1 pseudogene is annotated in these 255 nt (G+C 66.3%); it reads left to right on the top strand.

Annotated elements, in window-relative coordinates:
• A pseudogene (locus IB278_RS33720) lies at positions 1 to 255 on the top strand (IS5/IS1182 family transposase); the annotation flags it as partial.

Genomic DNA, 255 nt, shown 5'->3' with positions numbered 1-255 from the left:
AACGTCCAGGCGGCGGTCGACGCCAGGCACCACCTGATCGTGGCGCACGAGGTCACCAACGAGGGCAACGACCGCGCGCAGCTCAGCAACATGGCCAAGGCAGCACGCGAGGCGATGGGCAAGACCAGGCTGCAGGCGCTCGCCGACCGCGGCTACTTTAATGGCATGGAGCTCAAGACCTGCGAGGAGGTGGGCATCACGACCTACGTGCCCAAGCCGATGACCTCGAACGCCAAGGCCGAGGGTCGCTTCGAC

Source organism: Variovorax sp. VRV01, from assembly GCF_014852545.1.
Classification (GTDB): domain Bacteria; phylum Pseudomonadota; class Gammaproteobacteria; order Burkholderiales; family Burkholderiaceae_C; genus Variovorax; species Variovorax beijingensis_A.
This window is presented reverse-complemented; position numbering and strand designations above follow the sequence as displayed.